Source organism: Massilia sp. CT11-137, assembly GCF_047302885.1.
Lineage (GTDB): Bacteria > Pseudomonadota > Gammaproteobacteria > Burkholderiales > Burkholderiaceae_D > Telluria > Telluria orientalis.
Window position 1 is genome coordinate 3712613 of the sequence record NZ_JBKYMP010000001.1, and the last position, 24858, is coordinate 3737470.

At 64.2% G+C, this 24858-nt stretch carries 18 protein-coding genes and 1 pseudogene; 1 reads left to right on the forward strand and 18 read right to left on the reverse strand.

From position 1 onward, the window contains the following. Positions 1 to 16: 16 nt before the first annotated feature. The 10 genes from ACEN98_RS16650 to ACEN98_RS16695 all read right to left on the reverse strand — a co-directional run bounded on the left by ACEN98_RS16650 (position 17) and on the right by ACEN98_RS16695 (position 11463). Positions 17 to 163, reverse strand: coding sequence for a hypothetical protein (locus ACEN98_RS16650; RefSeq protein ID WP_413385909.1), 147 nt, complete (start codon positions 161 to 163; stop codon positions 17 to 19). Positions 164 to 575: 412 nt separating this feature from the next. After that, positions 576 to 1922 carry an MFS transporter gene (locus ACEN98_RS16655; RefSeq protein ID WP_413385910.1) on the reverse strand — a complete coding sequence of 449 codons (1347 nt, stop codon included), beginning with the start codon at positions 1920 to 1922 and terminating at the stop codon, positions 576 to 578. 58 nt (positions 1923 to 1980) lie between these two features. Next, positions 1981 to 3708, reverse strand: coding sequence for a hypothetical protein (locus ACEN98_RS16660; RefSeq protein ID WP_413385911.1), 1728 nt, complete (start codon positions 3706 to 3708; stop codon positions 1981 to 1983). Between the two features lie 47 nt (positions 3709 to 3755). Then, on the reverse strand, positions 3756 to 4247 hold the full coding sequence (locus tag ACEN98_RS16665; protein WP_413385912.1) for a toxin-activating lysine-acyltransferase: 492 nt from the start codon (positions 4245 to 4247) through the stop codon (positions 3756 to 3758). A 23-nt stretch (positions 4248 to 4270) separates the two neighbouring features. After that, a complete protein-coding gene (locus ACEN98_RS16670; RefSeq protein WP_413341249.1) occupies positions 4271 to 4855 on the reverse strand; it encodes a DUF6624 domain-containing protein in 585 nt (194 codons plus the stop codon). Between the two features lie 24 nt (positions 4856 to 4879). Further along, positions 4880 to 7039, reverse strand: a complete 2160-nt coding sequence (locus tag ACEN98_RS16675) for a peptidase domain-containing ABC transporter (RefSeq protein ID WP_413385913.1) — start codon at positions 7037 to 7039, stop codon at positions 4880 to 4882. 9 nt (positions 7040 to 7048) lie between these two features. Next, entirely contained in the window at positions 7049 to 8308 is a 1260-nt protein-coding gene (locus ACEN98_RS16680; RefSeq protein ID WP_413385914.1) for an HlyD family secretion protein, read from the reverse strand. 64 nt (positions 8309 to 8372) lie between these two features. Further along, positions 8373 to 9506, reverse strand: coding sequence for a hypothetical protein (locus tag ACEN98_RS16685; protein WP_413385915.1), 1134 nt, complete (start codon positions 9504 to 9506; stop codon positions 8373 to 8375). 140 nt (positions 9507 to 9646) lie between these two features. Continuing rightward, a complete protein-coding gene (locus ACEN98_RS16690; protein WP_413341242.1) occupies positions 9647 to 9820 on the reverse strand; it encodes a hypothetical protein in 174 nt (57 codons plus the stop codon). Positions 9821 to 10419: 599 nt separating this feature from the next. Next, positions 10420 to 11463 carry a LacI family DNA-binding transcriptional regulator gene (locus ACEN98_RS16695; protein ID WP_413385916.1) on the reverse strand — a complete coding sequence of 348 codons (1044 nt, stop codon included), beginning with the start codon at positions 11461 to 11463 and terminating at the stop codon, positions 10420 to 10422. Positions 11464 to 12407: 944 nt separating this feature from the next. Between ACEN98_RS16695 and ACEN98_RS16700 the strand changes: the two genes are divergently transcribed. Next, positions 12408 to 15368, forward strand: coding sequence for a TonB-dependent receptor (locus ACEN98_RS16700; protein WP_413385917.1), 2961 nt, complete (start codon positions 12408 to 12410; stop codon positions 15366 to 15368). Positions 15369 to 15466: 98 nt separating this feature from the next. On the opposite strand, the gene ACEN98_RS16705 is transcribed toward ACEN98_RS16700, so the two are convergent. The 8 genes and pseudogenes from ACEN98_RS16705 to ACEN98_RS16740 all read right to left on the reverse strand — a co-directional run. Further along, complete coding sequence (locus ACEN98_RS16705) at positions 15467 to 16507, reverse strand: DUF4380 domain-containing protein (protein ID WP_413385918.1); 1041 nt, start codon at positions 16505 to 16507, stop codon at positions 15467 to 15469. A 53-nt stretch (positions 16508 to 16560) separates the two neighbouring features. Further along, a complete protein-coding gene (locus ACEN98_RS16710) occupies positions 16561 to 17268 on the reverse strand; it encodes an ABC transporter substrate-binding protein (protein WP_413385919.1) in 708 nt (235 codons plus the stop codon). Between the two features lie 4 nt (positions 17269 to 17272). Continuing rightward, positions 17273 to 19471, reverse strand: a complete 2199-nt coding sequence (locus ACEN98_RS16715) for an NADP-dependent malic enzyme (protein WP_413385920.1) — start codon at positions 19469 to 19471, stop codon at positions 17273 to 17275. Between the two features lie 272 nt (positions 19472 to 19743). Continuing rightward, positions 19744 to 20361, reverse strand: a complete 618-nt coding sequence (locus ACEN98_RS16720) for a flavin reductase family protein (protein ID WP_413385921.1) — start codon at positions 20359 to 20361, stop codon at positions 19744 to 19746. A gap of 225 nt (positions 20362 to 20586) precedes the next feature. Next, entirely contained in the window at positions 20587 to 21471 is an 885-nt protein-coding gene (locus tag ACEN98_RS16725; RefSeq protein ID WP_413385922.1) for an SMP-30/gluconolactonase/LRE family protein, read from the reverse strand. Further along, positions 21464 to 22873: an MFS transporter gene (locus tag ACEN98_RS16730; RefSeq protein WP_413385923.1), complete on the reverse strand. Its 1410-nt coding sequence runs from the start codon at positions 22871 to 22873 to the stop codon at positions 21464 to 21466. The genes ACEN98_RS16725 and ACEN98_RS16730 overlap by 8 nt, the downstream gene beginning before the upstream one ends. 127 nt (positions 22874 to 23000) lie before the next feature. Continuing rightward, positions 23001 to 24581, reverse strand: coding sequence for an aldehyde dehydrogenase (NADP(+)) (locus tag ACEN98_RS16735; protein WP_413385924.1), 1581 nt, complete (start codon positions 24579 to 24581; stop codon positions 23001 to 23003). Positions 24582 to 24743: 162 nt separating this feature from the next. Further along, positions 24744 to 24858 (reverse strand): annotated as a pseudogene (locus tag ACEN98_RS16740) (5-dehydro-4-deoxyglucarate dehydratase); the annotation flags it as partial.

A 24858-nucleotide genomic window follows, 5' to 3' on the forward strand; every position in this document is an offset into this window, starting at 1 on the left:
GGCGGCGCGTGCGGCGTCATCCCGGCGGGGACGCGGCCGGGCCGGGCAGGGCGGTACGGTTGCGCAGCGCGGCTCCCGCGGTCGGGGCGGCCTGCGTGCGCCTTGTGGGCGCCGGGCGCGCCGGCTTGTGGCCGGGCGGCGGCGCCGACGGGGATGGCGTCAACGGGGGCGCGCCAAAGGCCGTCCGCGCGCGTCGGGCGCTGCGGTCGCGGTCCGCGTGGCGGCGTAGTGGTGTCCCGGTGGTGGCCATGTCAGCTCATAGTCGATGCACGATCGGTATCCGGAACCCGGCAGTGGCGCGGATTGCGGCCATGCAGGTGTTCCTGGAACAGAGGATTGTACACCGGGCCGGCGCCCATGCCGGGAATGGGTCCGGGAGGGCCGTCCGGGACCAAATCTCCTATATCAAAAACCGATAGCAAATGGCGAATAAATGATGGGCGCGGCATGCCGCGGCGCGTTACGATGAGGGCTCGTGCGGTGGCGTGGTGGCCATCAGCACGGCCTCGACTTACTTACTCTCGATATCACTTCAGGGCGCCCGCGTGGCGCCCATTTTTTTGGCCCGCGTGCGGTCAATGCGGGACCGATACGTTCTCGCAATGCGCGGCCTCCTTCGGCACCGCTGCCGCCGCGTTATCGTTGCGCGGAAAGGGGGCAAAGTACGCTATCACCACCGGCAAGACGGAGACGACCTGCACGAACAGGAAAAACAACCGGTAACTATGGTCGCATGCCACGAAGAGGAAGCCGCTCGCCCATCCGGTGGCCCATTTACACAGTGCCATGACGCTCGTCGCGAAGGCGTAATGGGACATCTGGAAGCGCCCCGGAGAGACTTGCTGCACCATATAGAGCATGTGGCCGACGGATCCGAATCCGTATCCGAATTTTTCGACCAGGACCGCGCCGGAGATGATCAGGAGATTCGACGGCAAGTCGGCGCTGAGCCAGTAATAGGCGAGATGGGGCACGTTCAGCGCAAGTGCCAGGACGACGAAAGACCGGCGCAACGTCATCCTGGAGACGACGAAACCCGCCAGGATCGTGCCGGCGATGAATGCGATGGTACCCAGCGTGCCGTTGATCGCGCCAAGCGTCTGGTTGTCGAGGCCCAATCCTCCGGCATCCCTGCCGTCCAGCAGGAAGATCGGCCCGATCTTCTCCACGAAGCCCTCGGCGAGCCGATAGGCGAACACGACGACGAGCATCGTCCAGATCTTCGGCTTCGCGACAAACGTACGCCAGGATGCGAGGAACGACCCGAAGCCCGCCGGCAGGCCGTTGCGGGCCCCCGCGCCGTTGGGGACGTCCGGCAGATTCCTGAGATGCCAGAATGCCGACATCCCCATCAGGACGGCGCAGATCGCCAGAACGGCCACCCAGCACTGCGCCCAGCTCAAGTCATGACCCGTCTTCAAAACCCCGCTCAGCGAAACGACGATGCCGGACGCGGCGACCGCCCCGATATTCCAGCAAAGATTCTGGAGTCCGGCGTAGCGGGCCTGTTCCGCCGGCGTGGTCGATCCCATGAAAATGCCGTCGATGGCGATGTCCTGCGTTGCCGAGGCAAACCCGATCATCCAGAAGGTCGCAAGCGTGAGAGAAAGCGCGTAGGGCGTGCGCAACAAGAGGGCCGTGGCGGCGAATAACACCATCAATAGGAACTGCATGCTGACCACCCAGCCTTTCTTCGTGCCGAAGGCCTCGAGGAGGGGTGCCCAGAGCGGCTTCAAGACCCAGGGAAGGTATAACTGGCTCGTGCTTGTCACGACCTCGGCCGTGCTCATGCCCAGGTTGCGGTACATGATGGCCGCGGCCGATGCGACGAAGATATTCGGAAATCCCATCGTCGCGTACAGGGTCGGTACCCAGTGCAGTAGCCTGGGACGGGGAATGGAAGACAAGGTAAATGTCAACATGGCGCTCCATCTCGATCTGGCCGGGCGATGTGTCGATTGCAGCGGCGCCCGGAACGCTTCATTGCTGCGCGTGTCGCTCGACACATTGCTGGAACAAGGTGGCGGCGCGGCCGGCCATGGCCGACTGTTCGAGCCACCCGACTATCCGCTCGGCGGGCACTGCGCGTCCGTCTTCGGTGAAGCCGGTCGCGCGGGAGAGTACGACAGGGCGGTTGCACCAATAAGAGAGATCGAGTCCCGCGTCCGACTCATCGGACAGCACCGCCGACGCCTTCCGTACGATGGACCCGATATAGGCCGGAATGTCCCCGCGGGACTTCACCAGGGCGGAAATCGATTGCTCCAGGACGGTCCGGTACAATTCGTCGATGTCGATGTTCTTGCGCATGCAGTTCAGGGCCACGAAGGCCGTGTCCCAGGCGCTGCCCGGCGGGGACATCCGCACGAACCGGTCTCTCAGGTCGAAATACACGTCGACGAGGTCCTGCACATGTTGCGCCGGCGCGTTTTCCGTCACGATCGCTTCCAGCGCTTGCGCCTTGTCGGCGCAACAGGCGATCGTGCGCAGCAGGACACACAAATTATGCTCGCCCATGACTTCGGGCATGCGCCAGTCGGGCGGATCGAGCATGAACGGCTGGTTGTTCCCGGCCCTCATGATGCGTCGAAACACGTCGAACGCCCGGTCGACGAGCGGCCTGGGCATGTCGTTCAGCGCCGGTTCCGGGATGCCCGTGAGCTTCACCATTTCCATTCGCAGGCGTGTGTCGTAAGTCCGCGCCAGATGGTTTTCCAGCTCGCCGAGACCGACGAGTTTCGATGCGATGTGGCCCGGCGCATACTTTTTTACGTAGAATAAAAGGTCGCGGAGCGCCGAACCCAGGCTTCCGTATTGCGTGGTCACCTCGGAGTACGGGGCAGAGGCGAACCTGAGCCGGCCGTAGTCCGAGACCGTGGATATTGTCCCGAAATCGATCCAGCGCCCGTCGACACAGCAGTTCGACGCGTTCAGGGTGCCGTGCACGATGCGTTTTGCCGTCGCCGCCGCCACCTGCACGGCGAACCTGCGCACCATTTCCATGAGGTGTGCGTTGAGCGCATGATGGTCGGCCAGTCCGGCAATCGCCTGGTCGTCCGGGAACAGGCACTGCGCGAGCCCGGACGGCAGCGCGGCAATCGCCCGCTTCGTCCGCTCGACGTCGCTCAGGCGCGGACCCGGCGCGTGCGGATCCTGGTCGAAGAAAATCGCGCGCATGTAGTGCGCGGGACGAAGCGCCTGGTCGCGCACGATGAGCGCCCGGGAAGACGTCCCGTGGCGTGTGAACGAACGGTCCGGCGCCATCGTGCCGGTCGTGATGATCGCGTTCACCCGGGCTGCGCCGTACGGCAGGGCAAGTTGGCAGACCTCACCCCAGATCGCTTCCTGTATCGCCTCCTCCAGCGATGCGGCGCCATGGCTGTGCCAAAAGTCGGTCGATTTTCCGGCAAGCTGATTCTTGCCGATGCCTTTGATCTGGAAATCGCCGACGATTCCGCAGCGAACGCCGCCCCCGTTCGCTTCCAGCGCTTCGCCGCCATACCGCTCTCCGGCCGCCAAGGTCGCCTCGTCCAGATAGCAGGACGGATCTTCCGACTCCAGCGGCTTGCACCAGGCATAATCCAGTGGATCGAAGCTTGCCGGCACGTCCGGGCCGACCCATTCGATCCGCGGGCGGGCCAACCGGCGCACTTCGAAATTCACGAACGACGAATCGGGCAGGAGTTGTTTGAGCGGAACTGGCAGCATGACGGTTTGATGTCGGAGATTTGTCGAAAAGTCGTGCGGTAGGCTGGTCAGGAGGCGTTCCTGCGGTTCCTGAAAAAGTAGGAAAATGGGCTGGCCTGGATTTGCTTCGTCACGACCGCACCTTTCCTGCGCCGCGAGTAAATCACGCCGTCGTGGTCGGCGAATACCGTGTCGCGCAGATCGCGGAGGATATGCTTGAGATTTCCGTACGGCGCGACGAAGTCGATGATCCACGGGCTATCCCCTTCGTTCCACTCGCTCAAGTGGAGCTGCGGATCGTCGCCCGAGAGAAACCGGTCTTCCACGTCGGGCGCAAGGAAGGCCCACGTCACCATCCCGACGGGCATGCCGCGCGCGTCGAAATAGAATTTGAATTGCTTGTGCGCGAACGCGGCGCCAAGGTGCCACAACGATTTCGCGAGTGTCCTGTTCAACAGCGCCGGAGCCGTTCCCATCAGTAACGCCGCGTATCCGTAATACTCGGCCGTGGTCTTGTGCGGTTCCTTTGCTTCATCGAATACTTCGAGTACGTATCTCATTCGTCGTGGCCGGTGTGACTGAATCAATGACGGTTTGCCATGAACTCTGCGCATACCTTGTTCATGACGTCGTTATATTCCCGCATCGGGGGAAGGCCGATCGCAACCCGGCGCCGGTCGACGTCCGCACCGGATTCGATGGCACGCGGATGCCATACCGCACTGGCATCGCACTCGCCCTGCGTACCATAGCGTTGCGGTTTGTGCGTGCGGTCGTAGAGATACGCGTAATCCTTGGGTGAGATGTCGCCCGTGCGGACGAGCGGTTCCAGCGTCGTCAGCATCTGCAACTGGAACGCCGGATCGCTGTCCGCGTGCTGGACGAGCAGCCACGCGGCTTCGCTGCCATCGGCGCCCACCATCGATGTCGTCGGCCAGCCCACCGCGGCGACGATCTCCTTCAGCCTTTTCAGATTCTCCTGATCGATACGGAATAGATCCCGGGATCCGCCGTGGAGCCCTTCCTCCCTCGCGTCCTGATCCTTCTTTTTCATTTCCAGCAGTTCGCGTCTCAGGTCGGGACGGGCGATGGCGGCGGATTGCGCCGTGAAATGAAGCGCAAGCATGCCGATGGCAACGATCGTCAAGAGAGTGCTGCGGCGATTCATGTCATTCCTCCTGTCGTACTTGAATTAGTTTTGTAAATCCGGTTCGAGCGATTCGGCTTGCACGTGCGGCCGGGTATCGTGAAGAATGGCCCCATCGGCGAGCGTCACGATCCGGTCGGCGGACAAGATCGTTTCGTGCCGGTGCGCGACGATAATGCGCGTGATGTTCATGTCGCTGATCGCCTTGTTGACGCGCTTTTCGTTCTCCACGTCGAGGTGACTCGTCGCTTCGTCGAGAATCAGGATCCTCGGCTTCTTGTAGAGGGCACGTGCGATGATGACCCGCTGTTTCTGGCCGCCGGACAGCACGGAGCCCATGTCGCCAACCAGTGTGTTGTAGGCCATCGGCATGGCCTCGATATCGGTCGAGATCTGCGCCAGCCGCGCGCATTCCTTCGCCCACTCATAATCGGGGTTCTCGTCGAAGAAACAGATGTTGTCGATGATCGTTCCCGAAAACAACTGGTCATCCTGCATGACGACGCTGATGTTTTCGCGCAGGAACCCGTGGCCGAGCTTGCGTACGTCGATGCCATCGATGTTGACCGACCCATAAGTCGGCGGGTACACGCCGCAGATCAGTTGAAGAAGTGTGCTTTTCCCGCATCCGGACGCGCCGGTGATGGCGATCGATTCGCCCGGCGCGATCGTGAGGTTCAGGTTACGGAGCACGGCGAATGTATTTTTCGCATATTGAAACGTCACATTCCTGAGTTCGATCGTGGACGCGTGCTGGGGCGTCGGCAGCAAGGCTTCTTCCGTTGGGACGCTTTCCTTCTCCGTCAGCGCGATGTCCGCGAGCCGCTCGCATTGCAGGGAGAGGAGTTTTAGATCAAACATTTTTTCCGTCAAACCAAGCATGCGCCCGGAGAACTGTCCTCGGAAGCCCAGGAAAGCGATCAGGGCGCCGGCCGTGAACCGCAGATCCATGACCATCAGCGCGCCAACGACGGTCACCACCAGGACTTCGGTGCCGAACAGCAGGCCATTCACCAGACGAAATCCGAGCGTGATCTGCTGCACTTTCACGTCCGCGTTGACCTGGTCGGTAAAGTATTTGATCCATTGGGCACGCCGGTTCGCTTCGCGTTGAAAGAGCTTCAAGGCGCGGATCCCGCGCAGCGATTCGATCAGGTGGCCATCCTGTTTTGACGCCGCCACGATGAAGTCATGCGTCGATTGTTCCAGATAGGAAAACAGGATGAGACGCATCACGACATACAGCAGGACGGCTGCGGCACTGATTGCCGCCAGCATGGGGCTGTATAACAGCATGATGACGAATGTGATGAGGCCGAACGTGCCGTCGATGAAGGCTTCGATGAAGGACGTACTCACCACACGCTGGATCTGATCGACCGAGCTGAATCTCGAGATGACGTCGCCCAGTGCCCGGCGTTCGAAATAGCTGATCGGGAGCCTGAGCAGGTGCGAGAAGATATTCGATCGCCATTGCAGGGAGACGTTGGCGTTGAAATAGACCAGCGCCCATCCCCGCAATGCGGTAACGACGTTTTGCAGGAGCATGAGGATGCCGGAACCGGCCGCCAATGCCACGAGCAATGTATAGTCCTGGCCGATCAGTACGGAATCCATGATCCATTGCATCAGCAGCGGCGATCCCAGATTCCCGACTTCGATCAGCAGCGCCAGAAACAGGATCTGGCCCGCGGCCGGAACGATCCCGCGCACGGTTCCGATCAGGCGCCGCAATGAAAGCTTCGGGCCGGGCTCGGCCAGGGTAAAGTCGTTGTTCGGCCAGAATTCCAGCGCCACCCCGGTAAATGACCGGTCGACTTCCGCCATCGTCACCTTGCGCCGACCGTAGGCCGGGTCGATCATTTCGATCCCTTTTTTGGTGATCCTGGTCAGCACGACGAAATGCTTGAAATTCCAGTGCAGGACGCACGGTAGTCTCAGGCTGTCGAAATCGCAGAGGTCCAGCGTCAGTGCGCGGGAGTTGAGGCCGAGGTCACCGGAGATTCTGATCAGGTCACCGACGGTTGCGCCCTGCAGCGACAGCGGAAATTTCTTGCGCAGTCCGAACATGTCGCAATGATTCCCATAGTGACCCAGAATCATCGCGAGACACGCGAGTCCGCACTCGGCCGATTCGGTCTGCCTGATGACGGGCGTCCGCTTCGCAAGTCCAAAATTAATCTCGGGATTTTCAGTCACGCTCATTATCGCCAATTACCTGTTCTTGTTCTGGATGCCGAATATCGGAGAGAGCAGCCATTTATAGATCTTTTGCGTGTCCATGGTCACGTCGGCCTCGAACTGCATGCCCGGCCGAATATTCTCAAGCGGGATCCTGTCGGACTCCGCGTCGATGTCGGCGACGACGCGGTACACCGCCTTGCCATTCGATAGCTCAGCCGGCATGCCCAGTTCCGTCATCTCGTCGGGAAGAATGGTCGCCATGCTGACCGTCTCGACTCTGGACCTGAGTGTCCCGAATCTCTGGTAGGGGAATGCATCCAGCCGCAGGTAGGTCAAGGCATCCCGCCGGATGAATGCGGCCGACTTCGACGGCACAAACAGATGTGCCTGGTACTTCGATCCGACGGGCACGATGCTCAGTAAGACTTTCCCCATGCCGACCGACTGGCCTTCCGGGAAATTAATGCCAGTTACCTTGCCGGTTTCAGGCGCCCAGATCTTGATGACGCGTTTTCTTTCGCTTTCCAGCAGCGATTGTTTTTCCTGGAGCTCGGTTCGGATCGCATCGCTGAGCTCGGTCGCGTCGCGCATGGGAAGCGCCGCGAGATCATGGCGTGCCGCCGTGAGATCGCGCAGCAACCTGATGCGCTCGCGCGTCAGGGATTCCAGCCGCGCTGCCGCTTCCTGGTATTGCGTGCGCTTGTTGCTCGTTCCTTCGAAGGAGATGAAGCCTTTCTGATGTAACTCGTCAAAGCGGCGCAAGCCGCCTTTTGCCAGCTCGACATTCTCCTTCTGGATGGCGATTTCCTTGTCGAGGGTGGCGAGTTCCTGTTCGATGCCTGCGATCTTGTCCGACAGTCCGGCGCGCGCGGCGTCCTGCGTCAGCTTGCGCCTGCCGATCTCGTCCTTGGCGAGCGCCAGCCGTTCTTCGATAGCCCGGCTGATGCCTGCCTGCGCAACGTCCGTGCTTTTGCCCGAAGGGTCGATCAGTATCTCGCCCAGCAGTTCATCCTTCTGGACGAGCTGGCCCTCCTTCACGTAGAGGCGGGTTACGGTGCCGGGGGAGGGGGCGGTAATCCTTGCCACGCCCTTGCTGGGCAATATCAGCCCCTTTACGGTTTCCTTGGATGTGTAGGACGCCGTGTACACGAAGACCAGGAAGCCCACGAAGAACGCGAAGAGCACCCCGCACATGACGTCGAGCCGCAGCGGCCGTGCGATGGAGATCGTGCCCAGGGACGACGCCGACTGGTATTCGATGGCTTCGAGTCTGAATATGTCTCGCTTCATTGATGTCGTCCGCTTCGGCAGCGGTACTGCTTTCTTAAGGGAGAGTCCGATCCACGGAACGCCGTCACGCCGCCTCGGCGTGGGCAGGCGCTTTCACTTCGTTGGTGATCACGTTGTGGGTCACGTTTTGCGCGCGCAGGCGCTGCAATATGCCTTCCTGGTCCACGTTGAATTCAGGAGAAGCCAGGTAATCGCTGTAGCGCAATCCCCTTCCGCGTCCCGAATCGTTGAAATGCGGATCCCTCGAGATCAGGAAGTTCGCGAATGCTTCCAGCATGTCGAAACCGGCAATATCTCGCTCATAAGCGAGCCACTGGCCCATTTCGTTTACTTCCAGAAATATCGGTTCATTTCCGTCTTTGGGCTGGATCATGTCGAAACAGCCGAAACAAATCCCGAGCCGTTTCATGAGTTGACGGCATCGGTTCAATACGGATTCGGAAACCATGCCGGTGCCGTCATATGCCGTGCTGCTCGTGCGGCTGTCCACCAGCGACGGATCAAAACTGCGGTTGACTGCGATAAAGGCGCGGTTCCCCATGAACGTGATGCGGTATTCGTGGCGTTTTTCGATTTTCTCCTGATAAATACCGGGCGTGATCGAGATGGCTTCGGAATCGTTTATCTGGATTTCGTCCAGTGCCGTGGTCAGGCTCGAGACTTCGCCATTTTCGGTAACCCAGATATGGGGCGAAAACGATTTGAAAATAATGTTTCCGTTGTGTTTCTTGAAGAAACGGGCGACCTGGTTCGGAGAATTGCTTATCAGGGTGTCGGGAATGCGCAGGCCGACTTTTCCCGCCTCGACCAGTTGCACGGGTTTCAGCAGGGCGATTCTCCGGGCACGGCCGGGATTTACCTCGAAAATGGTGCTGTGTTCGAACGAATACATCGACTGCACGAAGTCCGCAGCCTCGCGTTCCGCGAATTTTCGATCGGCCTGGTGGACGTCCGGGGCAATGACCGGCTGCGAGATCCGGCGATTCCAGAGGGTGCCGAACTCTGCAATGCGGAGCGTGTCCTGGGCCCGCAGCACAACGTCGAGGTGGGTGGTTTGCCCGATATGGAACGACGCTTCCGTACGCGCGGGAAAATTGTCCGTGAACCAGATAGCGGTTTCGACCCCCTTTTGCTCCAGAGCCCACTTGACCGCGAAAGCATGCATGTCGTCGGCAATGGTCTTGATAAGAACTTTCACCAATTCTCCACAATGCAGATATTTTTGCGTAAAGACAGCGAGTAATATCGACCCGCCAAATCCCGGTCCGAAGGAGGTTCACGCGATGACTCGCGTGAACTTCTACGCTTAATTAACTGGCGTGTTCGATCGCCCGATAATCAGACGCGAGTGTCGTACGGAACAGCGTCGTAAACGATGGTCCAGGTGCGCATTTGTTCGTCGTATTGCTGGTAGCTCACGATCGTCGTATAGCTGGCATCGCCACCGGACACGTGTTCGATTTCGTTGCTGGTCAGTTCGCGTGCCGTGTTACGGGCCATTACTCGTGCCATTTTTTCTCCTTCTGTAAAATAAAGAAAGATATCAACAGGATTGAGCCGCAACGTAATGTGTTACTTCGAAGCGGCAAATATTTATACATCAGCCAGAATATGCGAGTCAACAGGCTGGATTGTTATCCGACGGCATTGGAAAGCGAATGCCGACTTATCCAGAAAGCGATACGCCGCATTATGTGAAAATCTGTGATGTTATTCTATGTTATCGATTTCACAGTGTCGCATCCGGCTTATCGGAGCACGCCCGCTCGATAACCGACGGATTGAATCTGCAAGGAATCGAAAACCAGTCGTTATCGCATCCCTGTTACCCGGTGCGGATCGAGCGGCCGGCAGCCTTTCGATCATATTTTTGATTAATTGCGACACTTTTTTTTACCAGGCCGCGGCTCGGCAGGTCGTCCGGCCGGGCGCGCGCCGCACAGGGTGCTGGTTCGGCAATAAGAAAATTGTGCAGTGGAAAGATCACAATGCCGGGGAAGCCCGGACTTCGCGGGTTGACGGGGGACCGGCGCGTCAGGCGCGGTCGACGCGGGCGCGGGGGGGGCGGTGCGCCAGTCGACGCGCCGCCCGGGCGGCTACGCGCTCGCGCCTCAAGCGCTCTCGCGCTCGACGATGGTGAAGCCGATGTCGCGCACGACTTCGGGAATGGGCGTGCCCGCGATGCGGTCGATGATGAATTGCGCGGCGAGCTGGCCCATCTTGCGGCCGTCCAGGTGGACCGTCGTGAGGGCCGGGTACGTCTCGGCCGCGAACGGTTGGTCGCCGAGGCCGACGACGGCCAGCTGGCCGGGGATGTCGATGCCGAGCTTGTGCGCTTCCGTGAGCACGCCCAGCGCGACCATGTCCGAGCTGCAGAACACGGCGTCGATGTCGGGATGATCCGCCAGCAGCGCGCGCAGGCCGGCGCGGCCGCCCGCCGCCGTGCCCGGCGCGGAGATCGTGTGGAAGGGGACCGAACCGTCCGGTCCCTGCATGTCCAGCCGCACGGCCGCCTGCACGTACGCGCGGTTGCGGCGCTGGGCCCGCTCGTCGGACGCACTGATCACGGCGACGCGGCGCCGTCCGCGCTGGTACAGGAATTCGGCCACCGCCTGGCCGATGTCCTCGTGCGAAAAACCGACCAGCATGTCGGCCGGCGTGGGCGTCAGGTCCCATGTTTCGACGAGCGGAATGGCGCTCGCCTGCAGCCGGCGCCGGCCCTGCGCGGAGCGCATGATGCCGGCGAGGACGATGCCGTCCGGCCGGCGCCCGATGATCGCTTCCAGCAGCTCGTCCTCGCGCGAATTCTCGTAGCCCGACTGGCCCAGGATGAGCTGGTAGCCGGCCGCGGCGAGGTTTTCCGTCAGCGCCTGGACCGTATCGATGAACACGGAGCCCGCGATGGTCGGCAGGATCGCGGCGACCATGCGGCTCTTCGTCGACGCCAGGCTGCCCGCCAGCAGGTTCGGCACATAGCCCGTCCGCTCGATCGCGGCGCGCACTTTCTGCACGAGGTCGGGCGACACCTTCTCCGGGGAGTTCAGCACGCGCGAGACCGTGATCGGCGCCACGCCGGCCACGCGCGCCACGTCGACGAGCGTGAGACCGCCTTTCGTGCGCCGGGTCCGCTTGGGTGGTTCGACCGGCGCGTTCATGCGGTCTCCGGCCAGCCCGATCGGGCGCTAGGGCGAATACGGTTCGGGAACTTCTGAAAATCGATCATGTCTTTAATTGCGATCTTCTAGTGGAATTGGATCGCGTATCGAAATAAATAGCAGCGACTCTAAATGCTCGGCCGGATAGCGACAAGATACCACTGCATTCCCATACTGATGCGAAATGGGATGGATAATTGTTTTCATCAACGATTCAAAAATTTAATTGATTGCGCTACCAAATGGTATCGCTGGTTGGCGCCATTGCAATAAGCCGATGTACGGGAGGAACGCGGCATTTCATAGGCAAGCTCGACTTCGCTGATTGCGCTACCTTGGTTACCCGCGGATCATACGGCTGATTTCATGTGGTGAACGTCATGAAACTTGTTCCCATCTACGTGCATCAGCGTTACGTCGGCTGGGGGCGGTTGTGGCCTGGTGGCGGCATCGCGGGCGCTGCGCGCCTTTTGTCTGATGTGCAGTTCGATTGCGCCCCGGGTGCAATGCGATTTAATCGTGCGCGGCTGGGATGGCTGTTGCGGATTTAGAACGAATTGCTGAGCTATAAACTTTCAGCATACTTTGTTGTAAATAATGTATACCTTCGATGTTAGCGTGCAACAGTGATGTTATGGGGTTTGACAAAAATCACAGTAAATATCTACACTCATGAAAACGATTACAAGACCATAACGACTACATCGCCAACGCAATCAATAAAGCGTGGAGACAAGAATGCCGACCTCATCCAGCCGTCCTCATTCCTTCCGATCCGGGCGCCATTCCCGATCCGTTCCGACCGTCGTTCCGGCAGCGCCGCGTTACCGCGCAGCGTAATTCTCAGACCGTTTTTGCGGCCGCCGCAGGGCGGCCGCTTCATCCGCCGTCGTAACCAGCTCCGCCGTGAAGCGGAGCGTCAATTAGAGAGCACAGGAGACACCATGATTCGATTCAAGAGAACCGCGATCGCCGTCGCAGCCGGCCAGATCGCACTGCTTGCCAGCGGCTATGCGCTGGCGCAGACCGAAGCGACACAGAACGCTTCCGGTTCCAACGTCGTCGTCGTGACGGGCCAGCGCGCCGCGCTGCAGTCCGCACAGAAGCTCAAGCAGAATTCGGACGAGATCGTCGATTCGATCGTCGCCGACGACATCGGCAAGCTGCCGGACCGTTCGGTCACCGAGGTGCTGCAGCGCGTGGTCGGCGTGACCATCGACCGCACGATGTCCAAGGGCGACCCGGAACACTATTCGGTCGAAGGTTCGGGCGTGAACGTGCGCGGCCTGTCGTACGTGCGCTCGGAACTGAACGGCCGCGACTCGTTCTCCGCGAACGGCGGCCGCTCGCTGAACTTCGAGGACGTGCCGCCCGAGCTGATGGCCGGCGTCGACGTCTACAAGAACCCGTCGGCGGAACAGATCGAAGGCGCCGTCGGCGGTCTCGTCAACCTGCGCACCGCGATGCCGTTCGACTTCAAGGGCCGCAAGCTGGCCCTCACGCTGGAAGACACGTATTCCGAACTGAAGCGCGGCAAGCGCCAGCCGTCCGCCTCGTTCATGTTCTCGGACCGCTGGAAGACGGGCTTCGGCGAGATCGGCGCCCTCGTCGACTTCGCGTACTCGGAAAGCGGCACCCGTACCGACGCCTTCCAGGTCGAGCCGTACTACCCGCGCGACGACGTCGTGGCCGGCAAGACCGTGTGGATCCCGAAGGGTTCGCAATGGCGCACGCTGGAATTCGACCGCAAGCGCAGGGGCACCTACGGCGCGCTGCAGTGGAAGAAGGACAGCACGCTGAGCTCCTCGCTCACGTTCTTCAAGTCGCGCTATAAAATGCACTGGGACGAGCAGGCGATCTTCGCCCAGTCGAGCCCCTATAACATCCAGGTCAGCAAGGATGCGACGTTCAATTCGAAAGGCGCGCTGCTGACCGGCACCTTGACCGACCCGGCCGACGGCGGCATCAACTTCGGCGGCGACACGCGCTCGGCCGACCGCACGTCGGAAACGACGGACGTGTCGTGGAACCTGCGCTGGCGCCCGAACGACCGTTGGACCATCACGACCGACCTGCAGCGCATCCGCGCCACGACCAGCAGCTTCGACTCGACCGTGGCCACGGGCGTGCAGATGCCGAGCGAGACGATCGACCTGCGCGGCGACGTGCCGACGCTGTCGTTCACGGACGCCGACCGCGCCTACCTCGCGAACCCCAACAATTACTACTGGGCGTTCACGATGGAACACCAGGACCGCAGCAAGGCCGGCGAATGGGCCTGGCGCACGGATGCGAAGTACGACTTCGATCACCCGGTGCTGCGCGACATCCGCTTCGGCGTGCGCCTGACGGACCGCGATTCGCGCAACGAGAATTCGAACCCGAGCTACAACTGGGCGGCCATCACCCAGACGTGGCAGGTCGGTCCGACCAGCACGCTGTCGAGCCTCGCGTACCTGGGCGATCCGCGCTTCAACAACCAGGTGCAGGTCCACTCGTTCAACAACTTCTTCAACAACAACACGTCGGTGCCGGCTCTGGTCTTCCCGGCCGTCGCGCTGGCCACCGGCTACCCGGCCTCGTATGCCCAGCTGCACACGTATCCGAACATGCTGTGCAACGACGGCACCAACAATTGCACGTCGTGGAACCCGGCCACGTTCGGCACCGATCCGGCCGGCGTCAACGAGCAGAAGGAGAAGACCGGCGCGCTGTACTCGCAGCTGCGCTTCGGTTTCGACGACCTGAAGTACCCGGTCGACGGCAACATCGGCCTGCGCTACGTGAAGACCGACATGACGGCGCACGGCTATACCGTGTTCACCCCGAGCACTTCGACGGGTGCCGGCATCCCGCAGTTCACGGCGTTCTCCCAGAAGCAGGACTTCAGCAACAGCTACAACAACGTGCTGCCCAGCCTGAACCTGCGCATGAAGGCGAGCGACGCGCTGCAATTCCGCCTCGGCCTGTCGACCGGCATCTCGCGTCCGGACTTCAGCGACCTGCAGGGCTACACGACGCTGTCGCAGAACGTGGACAATTCGAGCGGCCTGGTCACCTACACGGGCACCGGTACGGGCAACCCGAACCTGCGTCCGGTCCGCTCGCACCAGGTCGACCTGACGGCCGAATGGTATTTCGCGAAGACCGGTTCGCTGACCTTCGGTGTGTTCAACAAGCAGCTGAAGGACGTCATCATCAAGCAGTCGTACGGCTATGACCTGGCGGACAACACCGGCAAGTCGTACACCTTCACGACCACGGGTCCGGTGAACGGCGCGGATGGCCATGCACGCGGCGCGGAGATCGCGTTCCAGCAGTACTTCGACTTCCTGCCGGGCTGGCTGTCGGGCTTCGGCGTCCAGGCGAACTACACGTACGTGGACAGCAAGACGTCGCTGCACCAGCCGGTCCACTCCGTGTACTGCACAGGCAGCAACAGCGCGGCGAACTTCAACCTGAACCTGAACGGCTGCGATACCAACGGCACCACGTTCGACGATCTGCCGCTGATCGGCCTGTCGCGCCAGTCGTACAACCTGGCGCTGATGTATGACCAGGGCAAGATCTCGGCGCGCCTGGCCTGGAACTGGCGTTCGAAGAACCTGCAGAACGTGAACGTCAACGGCACCAACGGCGGCGACGGCACCGACAGCAACCCGGCCAGCCCGACCTTCGGCCAGCACAACGTGGCCTGGGCGCTGCCGACGTGGGCGGACGGCTACGGCCAGCTGGACGGCTCGATCTTCTACAACGTGTCGGACCGGCTGTCGATCGGCCTGGAAGCGCAGAACCTGACCGACTCCAAGGCGCGCCAGCTCATGCAGCAGAGCACGGGCTTCATGGGCCGTGCATGGTTCGTGTCGGGTCCGCGTTACACGGCCAAGATGCGTTACAGCTTCTAAACTGCGCGTGGGCTCGTACGTGAGGCCCCCGGCCTCGCGTACCCCACCCTACGATGTCGAATATTCGTAGGGTGGGCACCCCGTGCCCACGTCGTTCGTTACATCCCCTCCAGCCCCAACTCCTTCGCATGCGCCCGCAGGAACGCCACCTGCGCCGCACGCGTATCCGGCCCGCCATAGGGCAGCAGGGTCCACTGCTCGGACGCCTGCATGTGCCGGCCCGGTGCCAGCGTCACGTACGGCGCGTGCACCTCCATCTCCATCAATCCCTTCCCGGGCGCATCCGGCTGCCAGTCGTTGTACAACTCGATCTGGCCCTGGTCCGGATGGATGGCCGTGCGCGGCTGGTGCGTGAACTGGATCACCAACACCTGGCCCTGATGGAAACCTGCCATCCAGCCGGCGGACGGCTGCAGCAGCATCTTGCCGTTGCGGTGCGGCTGGCCCTTGCCCGCCGGGTAGGCGTCCAGCGAGAACAGGCCGTCGGCCAAGGTCCACGTCAGCGGCACCATGTCCGGCTTCGGTTCGATGGCCTGCTGGCGCACGTCCTCGCGCCGCGCGACGGGCACGTACACGCGCGTGTCCCCGTGGGCGCGCGTGTTGAACCAGATGTCCCACGCCACCTGCGTCTTGCGCGTGTTGGCCGCGTCGACGTCCAGGCGCAGGCTGTGCGGCTTGCCCGCCACGAGGCTGTAGCGTTTCACCAGTTGCAGGCCGTTCACGGGACTGGCCGGGCTCGCGAGCGTGATGGCGTCGGGCCGCTTCTCCTCGATCTTGTAGCGGGCGAGGCTCAGCCACGGATCGGGCGGCCACGGCAGGCCGGCGCGCGCCGGGTTCACGTCCTGGTGCGACCACCATTCTTTTTGCGGACCGACCCAGATCTCGTGGCCGAGCCAGCCGACGTTGTCCGTCGTTCCGCCGATGGCGGCGTGCGGATCGCCGGCGGCCAGGTCGCTCTTGATGAAGCTGGGTTGGCCCGCCAGCCCGAACGACAGCAGCCGGCCGCCGATGGCGTCGGTGACGGTCGCGCGCACGCTGCCGTTGTCGAGGGTGTGGACGGGGATATCGGCCGCTTGTGCTGCGGCCGTGAGGGCGCAGGACAGGACCAGCGCTGTTGCGGTTTTGGATGGTGTGGGCATAAGCTGTCGGGCTGGGTGTGAAATCGGTTTCAGCCCGACAGCTTAGCAAAGAATCACCCGGGCGGGGCGACCGATGCGCCTTCGATGCCGTGGCGCTTCAACGCGTCCGCCACGAAGCCGTTCGCCTTCATCTCTTCGACGAACGCGGCGAGCGCGGCGGCCGCGTGCCCGCCCCGCGATTTCGGCACGCCCATCGCCTGGCGGATGACCATGAAGCGGCCGTCCAGCAGGCGCAGGCCGGGGCGGTCGCGCGCGTCCGCTTCCAGCTGCTGGCGCACGCCGGCCGCCACGTCCGCGCCCTGTTCGAGGAACGTCGTCACGACGGCGGGCGAGGAGGGCGCGCGCACGATCTGCGCCTGCCGGAGTTGCCGGGTCAGGAACAGGTCGTACGCACTTCCTTTGCCGACGACGACGCGGTGCGCCGCCCGGTCGACGTCCTCGTTGGCGCGGATCGGCGACCCGGCCTTCACGAGGTAGCTGCCCTCGATCAGCACGTACGGCGCCGTGAACGCGATGTCGGCGCCGCGCGCGGGATCGATGGCGAAAAAGCCGATGTCCGCGCGCTCCGTTGCGACGGCGTCGACCGACTTGCCGGCCGTGTCGACGACGACGAGCTCGAGGTCCACGTCGAGCCGCCGCGCGAACTCGCGGGCGAGATCGACGGAGACGCCGCCCGCGCCGCCGTCGCCGGCCGTGTGCGCGAGGATCGGGTTGCCCAGATTGATCGCGGCACGCAGCTTGCCGGTCGGCGCGACGTTCATCCTGTCATGCCTCGGCCACTGCGAGCGCCGTCATGTTGACGATGCGGCGCACGGTCGCGCTGGGGCTCAGGATGTGCACGGACTTCGCGGCGCCCAGCAGGATCGGACCCACCGTCACGCCCTTGCCCGACGTGACCTTCAGCACGTTGAACAGGATGTTGGCGGCATCCAGCGACGGCATCACGAGCAGGTTGGCGCTGCCGGCGAAATCGTCCTTCGACTGATAGATGCGGCGGATGTCTTCCGACAGCGCGGCGTCGCCGTGGACTTCGCCCAGCACCGGCAGTTCCGGCGCGCTCGAGGCGAGCAGGGCGCGCGCGTCGCGCATGCGCTGCGCGGACGGGCGCTGCGACGAGCCGAAGATCGAGTGCGACACGAGCGCCGCCTTCGGCTCGAGGCCGAAATGGCGCATCTCCTGCGCGGCCAGCTTCGTGATCGCCGCCAGTTCCTGGGCGGACGGGTTGTCGTTGACGTACGTGTCGGTGATGAACAGGGTCATCTTGTCCAGCACGAGCGCGTTCATCGCGGCCAGTACGTCGGCGCCCGGCGCGAGGCCGATCTCGTTCTTCACGTGCGCCAGGTGGGTGTCGTAGCTGCCCGTCATGCCGCAGATGAGGGAGTCGACCTGACCCGCGTTCAGCAGGCGGGCGCCTTGCAGGGTGGTGTCGCCCTCGGCTTCGACGAGCGTGTAGTCGACGCCCGCCTTCAGGCGCAGGCCGGACTGCTTGATCGCCTTTTCGACGTCGGCCGCGCGGCCGATCAGCACCGGCTTGGCGATGCCCTCGTCGACGACGGTCTGCACGGCGCGCAGCACGCGCGGCTCGGCGCCGTCGGCGTACGCGACGCGCTTCGGCGCGGCCTTGGCCTTCGCGAACACGGGCTTCATGAAGAAGCCGGTGTGGTAGATCATCTCGCCCAGCTTGTCGCGGTAGGCGTCCATGTCGGCGATCGGACGCGTGGCCACGCCGGATGCTTCCGCCGCCTTGGCGACGGCCGGCGCGATGGCGGCAATCAGGCGCGGGTCGAACGGTTTCGGGATGATGTAGTCGGGACCGAAGTTCAGGTCCTGGCCGGCGTAGGCGGCGGCGACGGCGTCATTCGCCTCCGCTTCGGCCAGGTCGGCGATCGCGCTCACGCAGGCGAGCTTCATCTCGTCCGTGATGCGGGTGGCGCCGCAATCGAGCGCGCCGCGGAAAATGTACGGGAAGCACAGCACGTTGTTGACCTGGTTCGGATAGTCCGAACGGCCGGTCGCGATGATGCAGTCCGGACGCGCGGCCTTCGCCACTTCCGGACGGATCTCCGGTTCCGGGTTCGCGAGCGCGAGGATGATCGGGCTGGCGGCCATCGTCCTGACCATGTCGGCGGTGAGGACGCCGGCGGTCGAGCAGCCGAGGAACACGTCGGCGCCGTCGACGATGTCGGCCAGCGTGCGCGCGTCGGTGGCCTGCGCGTAGCGGGCCTTGTTCGCTTCCATGTTCGCTTCGCGGCCCTGCCAGATCACGCCCTTCGAGTCGGCGACGAAGACGTTCTGCCGTTTCACGCCCAGGCTCACCATCATGTCGAGGCAGGCGATGGCCGCCGCGCCGGCGCCGGACGCCACCAGTTTCACGTGGCCGATGTCCTTGCCGACGACCTTCAGCGCGTTGAGGAGCGCCGCGCTCGAGATGATGGCGGTGCCGTGCTGGTCGTCGTGGAAGACGGGGATGTTCATCCGCTCGCGCAGCTTCTTCTCGATGTAGAAGCACTCGGGTGCCTTGATGTCTTCCAGGTTGATGCCGCCGACGGTCGGCTCCAGCATCGCGATCGCATCGACCAGCTTGTCGGGATCGTTCTCGGCCAGTTCCAGGTCGAACACGTCGACGCCGGCGAATTTCTTGAACAAACAGCCTTTGCCTTCCATGACGGGCTTCGAGGCCAGCGGGCCGATGTTGCCCAGGCCGAGAACCGCGGTGCCGTTCGAGATGACGGCAACCAGGTTGCCGCGCGAGGTGTAATCGGCGGCGGTGGCGGGGTCCGCGGCGATTTCCTCGCAGGCGTAGGCGACGCCGGGCGAATAGGCGAGCGACAGGTCGCGCTGGTTCGACAGGGGTTTCGTGGCGACGACCTCGATCTTCCCGCGTACCGGACTGCGGTGGTACTCGAGCGCGTCGGCGCGCAACTGGGTGTCTTTAGCCTCGTTCAGGCTGCTTTCGGTACTCATGATTTCTCCTATGCCGCTTTGCGCGGACGATGTTATGGATTCGTTGCGGCCATCCGGCGCACGGCAGGGACCGTGCGGGGAGGCAGGCCGGGACATGCGCCGCGCCCGATTCGGCGGCGGGTGGTGGTGCGCCTCCATTGCCCGCACGGCGTGGTGGCCGGGGCTGTACGCGCGCTCCTGGTGCGGGCGCGGACGGGGCGCCGTGTCCACGGCGATACGCGATCATACGTGATCGCGGGCGATGTTGCCTACTTCGCCAGATATTCGGTATATCACTGTGGCCTGAACATCCGGAACAGTTGCGCCGGACCGACCTCGAAATAGTCGGCCGGCCCGCCGCCGCGGAGGATGTGGCCGGCGTGCGCCGTGTCGTACACCCCGTCCTTCAGCTGGGCGCGGGCGATGTGCACGCCGACGACTTCGCCCAGCACGAGCCAGCTCGGCGCCGGCTGCCCGTCCGCGTCGTGCAGCCGGATGAGCTGGGTGAGCCTGCATTCGAACGAGACCGGGGCTTCAAGCACGCGCGGGACGTCCACGAGGCGCGACGGGGCGGGCGTCAGGCCGGCCAGCGCGAATTCGTCGACGTCGGGCGGCACCATCGCGCAGGTGGTATTCATGCGGTCGGCGAGGGCGCGCGTGGCCAGGTTCCAGCAGAACTGTCCCGTTTCCTCGACGTTGCGGACGGTGTCCTTGTAACCGATGCTGGCGAAGCCCACGAGCGGCGGCGTGTAGTTGAACGCGTTGAAGAAGCTGTACGGGGCGAGGTTCAGGATGCCGGCGCGGCTTTTGGTGGAGATCCAGCCGATGGGGCGGGGGCCGACGATGGCGTTGAAGGGATCGTGCGGCAGGCCGTGGCCGGCGCGTGGTTCGTAGAAATGGATGTCGTTCATACAAGCACGATACCGCATCGGCGCCATCCGTGCAGGCGCCGGGCGCATGCGGCACCCCGTGCCCACGCGACAGCAATCAGGACGCGAACGTCCGCGTGGGCGGAGGCCGCCCACCCTACCGCGACGGAAATGGATATCCGGCCACCTGCGGCGTAGGGTGGGCACCCCGTGCCCACGCGACAGCAGGCAGGATGCGAACGTCCGCGTGGGCGGAGGCCGCCCACCCTACGAGAATGGTACCTCTGGCACGCCGGTCACGCCGGGCCGCACGAGAAGCACCGCCCCCGCCAGCGAATCATCTTCATGCCCCGGCTGTACGATCGACGTGATCAGCAGGGTATCCAGATCCGGCCCGCCGAAGCAGGGCATCGACGGCTTCGCGACCGGCAGCTTCAGTTCCCGGTCCAGCTTCCCGGCCGGCGTGAACCGCAGCAGGCTAGCCCCATCATTGCCCGCGACCCAGTAACAGCCGTCGCTGTCCATCGCCGCCCCGTCCGGCCGGCCCGCGTACGCGGCCATGTCGACGAGCAGCCGCCGGTCGTGCGGCACGCCCGCGTCGACGTCGTAGTCGAATGTCCACACCCGCCGGCGCGTCGGGTGCGAATCGGACAAATACATCGTGCGCCCGTCCGGCGACCACGCGAGGCCGTTCTGGGTGACGAGGCCGGAAACGAGCGGTGCCGACAGGCCCGCGCCGTCGTAGCGGTACAGACGTCCGATCGGCAGCGCGGCCGCCATGTCCATCCACATCGTGCCGCTCCAGAAGCGGCCCTGGCGGTCCGTGCGGCCGTCGTTGAAGCGCATGCCGGGCGCCAGTTCGGGCGGCGCGCCGAGACGTTCCGCGCGGACACTCCCGTCGTCCCGCAGGTCGACGGCGAAGATGCCCGTCTCCATGCCGGCGATCAGGCCGCCCGCGGCGCGCGGCGCGATGCAGGCGACCATCTCGGCCGCCGTCCAGTGGCGGGTCGCACCCGAGGCATGGTCCAGGCGCCAGATGCGGCGGGCAGGGATGTCGACCCAGTACCATGCCTGTTCGCCGGCGTGCCAGACGGGGCTCTCGCCCACGGCGCAGCTCACGCCGTGCACGCTTTCCACGATCGCGTCAGGCATGCGCCAGCTCCTCCGGCAGGCGGACCATGTCCTGGGTCGGCACGAGCACCTTCATGATGACCCACGCGGCCAGGTAGGCCAGCGCGCAGAACGCGAACATGATCATGTAGCCCGTCTGGATCTGGCCTTGCGCGCCGTAGTAGTCGAACAGCATGCCGCCGATCTTCGTCACGAGCACGCCGCCGATGCCGCCCGCCAGGCCGCCGATGCCGACCACGGAGGCGACGCAATGGCGCGGGAACAGGTCCGACGTGATCGTCAGCACGTTGGCGGACCACGCCTGGTGGGCGGATGCGCCGATGCCGATCAGGATCACGGGCACCCAGTAGCCCAGGTGGCCCAGCGGCTGCGCCAGCAGCACGACGAGCGGGAAGAACGCGATCAGCAGCATGGCCTTCATGCGGCTGTCGTACGGCGCGCTGCCCTGGCGCATGAAGCGCGACGGCAGTGCGCCGCCGCCGATGCTGCCGACCATCGTCATGCTGTACAGGACGGCCAGCGGCAAGACGAGGTCCGAGGTGGCCATGCCGTATTTGTCGGTCAGGTATTTCGGGAGCCAGAACAGGAAGAACCACCAGACGCCGTCCGTCATGAATTTGCCAACGATGAAGGCCCACGTCTGGCGCAGGCCGAGCAGGGTGCGCCAGCTGGGGGCGGGGCCGGTCGCGGCCACCGGAGCCGACCCTGCGTCATCGCTGCGGATGTATTCGAGTTCCGCGCGCGACAGGCGGCGCTGGCGAGCGGGTTCGTCGAACAGGACCGCCCAGAACCCGACCCACAGGAACCCGACGGCGCCGATCCAGATGAACGCGGCCTGCCAGCCCCAGATCGCGGCGAGCACCGGCACCGTCAGCGGCGCCAGGATCGCACCGATGTTGGCGCCGGAATTGAAGATGCCCGTCGCGAACGAACGCTCGGACTTGGGAAAGTATTCCGCCGTGGCGCGGATCGCGGCCGGGAAGTTGCCCGCTTCGCCGATCGCCAGGATCGTGCGGGCGATGATGAAGCCGAGGACGGAGGCCGGCACGGCAAGGCCGAGCAGCGATTTCAGGCCGTTGCCCAGCTCGATCGAATACGCATGGGCGACCGCGCCGGCCGACCAGATGACGATAGCGAGGATGTACGCGGTCTTGGTGCCGAGGCGGTCCACGACCCGGCCCGCGAACAGCAGGGCGATCGCGTAGATGAACTGGAAGGCGGCGGCGATGTTGGCGTAGTCCGTGTTCGACCAGCCGAATTCCTTCGACAGCGACGGCGCGAGAAGGCTCAGCACCTGGCGGTCGAGGTAGTTGACGGTGGTGGCGAAGAACAGCAGCGCGCAGATGGTCCACCGGTAGTTGCCGCCGGCGGGCCGGGCGGCGGGGCTGGCGACTGCGGCGTCGCCGGTGCGATTGCGGGTCATGGTCAGGCCTTATGTTTGATTATGCTGACGTACGCGTGGCCGGCGTCTCCTCCGGCCGTGGCGGGCGGCCGGCACATCGTACCAGCCGCGCGCGCGCAGTTGAGTGCTACCGCGCTCTACTTGATGATCATTTTGCGAGCTGCAAAGTGCCGTCGACCATGCGCGCGAGGCCCAGCGGATTGTCGTCGCGCAGGGATTCCGGCAGCAGTTCCGCCGGCACGTCCTGGTAGCACACCGGACGCAGGAAGCGCTCGATGGCGGTGGCGCCGACGGACGTCGAGCGGCTGTCCGACGTGGCCGGGAACGGGCCGCCGTGCACCATCGCGTGCGACACTTCGACGCCGGTCGGGAAGCCGTTGAACAGCACGCGGCCGGCCTTGCGCTCCAGCGTCGGGAGCAGGCTGCCCGCGAGTTCGCGGTCGGCGGCCGTCGCATGGACGGTGGCCGTCAGCTGGCCTTCCAGGTGGCGTGCGACCGCCAGCATCTCCGCTTCGTCGCGGCAGGCGATGACCAGGGAGGCCGGGCCGAAGATCTCTTCGTCCAGCGCCGGGCTGGCGATGTACGTGGCGGCGTCGCAGGCGTACAACGCGGCCTGCGCGGCGCAGCCCGTGCCTTCGGCGCTGCCCTGGCCGACCAGTTGCACGCCCTCGATGCCGGAGCGGCGGCCGACCGCGTCGACATAGGCCTGGTGGATGCCCGCGGTGAGCATCGTGCCGGCGCCCTTGGCGGCCAGCGCTGCGGCGGCGGATGCGCGGAACGCGTCGAGGTCGGCGCCGGCGAGGGCGATGACGAGGCCCGGGTTCGTGCAGAACTGGCCCACGCCCAGCGTCAGCGAGTCGACGAACGCGCCGGCCAGTTTCGCGCCGCCCGCGGCGAGAGCGCCCGGCAGGATGAAGACCGGATTGATGCTGCTCATTTCGGCGTAGACGGGGATCGGTTCCTTGCGGGCGTTCGCCGTGCGCACGAGGGCGAGGCCGCCCTGGCGCGAACCGGTGAAGCCGACGGCCTTGATGGCCGGATGCGCGGCCAGCGCCTGGCCCGCCACGCGGCCTTCGCCGATCAGCATCGAGAACACGCCGTCCGGCATGCCGCAGTCTTCGGCCGCCTGGCGCACGGCCTTGCCAACCAGTTCCGACGTGCCGAGGTGCGCGCTGTGCGCCTTCACGACGACGGGGCAGCCGGCCGCCAGGGCGGACGCGGTGTCGCCGCCGGCGACGGAGAACGCGAGCGGGAAGTTCGAAGCGCCAAAGACGGCGACGGGGCCCAGCGGGATCTTGCGCATGCGCAGGTCGGAACGGGGCGGCGTGCGCTGGGGCAGGGCGGAATCGAGCGTCGCGTCGAGGAAGTTCCCGTCGCGCACGACCTTGGCGAACAGGCGCAGCTGGTTGCACGTGCGTCCGCGCTCGCCTTCCAGGCGCGCCGTCGGCAGGCCCGATTCGGCGGCGGCGCGTTCGATCAGCGCGGGGCCGATGTCCATGATGCGGTCGGCGATGGTTTCCAGGAAGCGCGCGCGCAGTTCCAGCGGCAGGTTCCGGTAGGTGTCGAAGGCCTGTTCCGCGAGCGTACAGGCGGCGGCGACGTCGTCTTCCGTCGCGAGGCCGAAGCCCGGTTCCATCTGGGCGCGCGTGGCCGGGTTGAAGGCGCGCGTGGTGCCGGCGCTGCCGCGCACGACGCGGCGGCCGATGATCATTTCACCTTGAATCGTCATGGTTTCTCCTTGCTGGTTTCGGGAACGTCGACAAACCTGCTGCGCGTTGCACTGTCGTCGCGGACGGCGAGTCCTGCGATGCTCGCTGTACTTTCGTACAGCTGCGCCTCTCGAACGACATTGCCGCCGCTCGCGACGGTTTTTCGAGGTTCCCTGTTGTTGTTATTGGCCGCCCTGGGCGACGATCAGCTTGTGCAGCATGTCGGATTCCTCCGCCGTCAGGTCGGTCAGCGGTGCGCGCACCGGGCCGCCGTCGTGGCCGACGAGGCGGGCGCCC